This is a genomic window from Cellulomonas sp. A375-1, assembly GCF_001040865.1.
Taxonomy (GTDB): domain Bacteria; phylum Actinomycetota; class Actinomycetes; order Actinomycetales; family Cellulomonadaceae; genus Cellulomonas; species Cellulomonas gelida.
Window position 1 is genome coordinate 54,201 of sequence record NZ_LFKW01000061.1, and the last position, 1,691, is coordinate 55,891.

A 1,691-nucleotide genomic window follows, 5' to 3' on the forward strand; every position below is an offset into this window, starting at 1 on the left:
ACCGCGCGGGCATCAAGGTCAAGATGATCACCGGCGACCACCCGGGGACGGCGCTGGCGATCGCGCGTGAGCTGGGGATCGTCGACGTGGGCGAGGCGCGCGGCGACGACGAGGTCGAGGTGCTCACCGGCGCCGAGCTGGAGGCCATGACCAACGAGCAGCTGCGGCCCCGGGTGCGCGGCGTGGACGTGTTCGCGCGCACGTCGCCCGAGCACAAGATCCGGATCGTGCGCGCGCTGCAGTCGCACCGCGAGGTCGTCGCGATGACGGGGGACGGCGTCAACGACGCACCCGCGCTGACGCGGGCGGACATCGGCATCGCGATGGGCATCAAGGGGACGGAGGCCACCAAGGAGGCCGCGGACATCGTTCTCGCCGACGACAACTTCGCGACGATCGAGCGCGCGGTCGAGGAGGGTCGCCGGATCTACGACAACATCCGCAAGTCGGTGGCGTTCCTGCTGCCGACGAACGGCGCGCAGTCGCTCGTCATCCTCGTCGCGGTGCTGCTCGGCCTGTCGCTGCCGCTGTCGCCCGTGCAGATCCTGTGGATCAACCTCGTCACCGCGGTCACGCTGTCGCTCGCCCTCGCCGGCGAGCCCGCGGAGCCTGACATCATGACGCGGCGCCCGCGCTCGCCCGACGAGCACGTCGTCTCGGCCCGGTCGCTCGCGCTCGTGCTGTTCGCGTCCGTGGTCATCGGCGGCGCGACGCTCGCGGTGTACCTGCTGGAGCGGCACCGGCTCGGCGCCGCCGACGCGCACGCGCAGACCGTCGCGGTCGCGATGCTCGCGTTCGCGCAGCTCGCGTACCTGTTCAGCTGCCGGTTCCTGGGGTCGACGAGCCTGACGTGGCGCGTGCTCGTCGGCAACCGGCTGGTGTGGATCGCGGCAGGCGCGCTGGTCGTGCTCCAGCTCGTGTTCACCTACGCGCCGTTCATGAACGACTGGTTCGACTCCGCGCCGATCGAGCCGCGCGACTGGGGGATCACGATCGTGGGCGCGGTGGTCGTCTTCCTGCTCGTCGAGGGTGCCAAGGCGGTCACGCGACGCGTTATGCGCCCGTGAGCCATCAGCCGAGGAACACCTGGGCGCACAACGGGCCGCGGTCGCTCGGCACGCACCCCACGCCGATCGACGTGAACAGGCGCTGCAGGAGGTTCGCGCGGTGCCCGGGCGAGGCCAGCCACCCGTCGACGGTGGCCCGCGCGCTCGGGTAGCCCAGCGCCAGGTTCTCCCCGACGGTCCCGACGTCGCACGCGTCGACGATCTCGTCGAGCGGGTCGTGCTCGAAGCGGTCCTCGGCGACCAGGACGCTCGCCCGGTGCACCGCCTGCTCGGTCGCGCACGGCGAGACCGCGAGCTCGGGCAGGCCCGCGTCGCGGCGCGCGGCGTTCGTCAGCGCGACGATCTCGTCGGCGAGCGCGGTGTCGGTCTCGGGCACGGGTGGTGCCTGCGGCGCGGGGGAGGGCGCGGGTGCGGCGGCGGTCGTCGGGCTGACCGGTGGCGCCGAGGGGGCGGACGAAGGCGAGGACGACGAGCCGGTGCCGGGCGGGCTGCCGTTGCTGGCCGACGACGGGGCCGCCGACCGGGACGGTGCCGCATCCGCATCTGCCGGGGGTGTGGCCGGGTCGGCGTCGCGCGTCGTCGACCTGCTCGCGGGCCGCGGCGACCCCGCCGCGGCCCCGGGCC

General features: G+C 73.7%; 2 protein-coding genes and 1 pseudogene. 2 read left to right on the forward strand and 1 reads right to left on the reverse strand.

Going from position 1 to position 1,691, the window contains the following annotated elements:
- Positions 1 to 1,067, forward strand: a 1,067-nt coding sequence (locus tag CWIS_RS19305) for an HAD-IC family P-type ATPase (RefSeq protein WP_048342566.1), incomplete at its 5' end; no start/stop codon positions are given.
- A 4-nt stretch (positions 1,068 to 1,071) separates the two neighbouring features.
- Here the strand turns inward: CWIS_RS19305 and CWIS_RS07080 are convergent.
- Complete coding sequence (locus CWIS_RS07080) at positions 1,072 to 1,443, reverse strand: CAP domain-containing protein (RefSeq protein ID WP_053071600.1); 372 nt, start codon at positions 1,441 to 1,443, stop codon at positions 1,072 to 1,074.
- On the opposite strand from CWIS_RS07080, the pseudogene CWIS_RS18320 reads away from it, so the two are divergent.
- Positions 1,427 to 1,691: pseudogene (locus tag CWIS_RS18320) on the forward strand (hypothetical protein); the annotation flags it as partial. The gene CWIS_RS07080 and the pseudogene CWIS_RS18320 sit on opposite strands and share 17 nt — an antisense overlap.